The 255-nt window shown below is 65.9% G+C and carries 1 pseudogene; it reads right to left on the reverse strand.

Features of this window, described 5'->3' with window-relative positions:
* Positions 1–255, reverse strand: a pseudogene (locus tag ACPUD7_RS17925) (IS110 family transposase); the annotation flags it as partial.

Consider the following 255-nt stretch of genomic DNA (forward strand, 5'->3'; position numbering starts at 1 on the left):
GCGATGTCAGCGACTCGGGCAGCCGACCTGGCTCCACGCTTCTTCAACCACGCGGTGAGGCGTTTGACGCCCATGCGGCGGATCGCCGCTGGGGTCTGGTATCCGGTGAGCAGGAGCAGGGCAGCCTGCGAAGTCGAGTAGTCGAACGCGGCTTCCAGGGCGGGGAAAAACTCACCGAGGCTGGCACGCATCCGGTTGATCGCCCGCGTTTTGTCGCAGGCCAGGTCGGTACGGTGAGCGGTGAGCAGTCGCAGT

The organism is Brevibacterium sp. FAM 24630 (assembly GCF_049804075.1).
GTDB lineage: Bacteria > Actinomycetota > Actinomycetes > Actinomycetales > Brevibacteriaceae > Brevibacterium.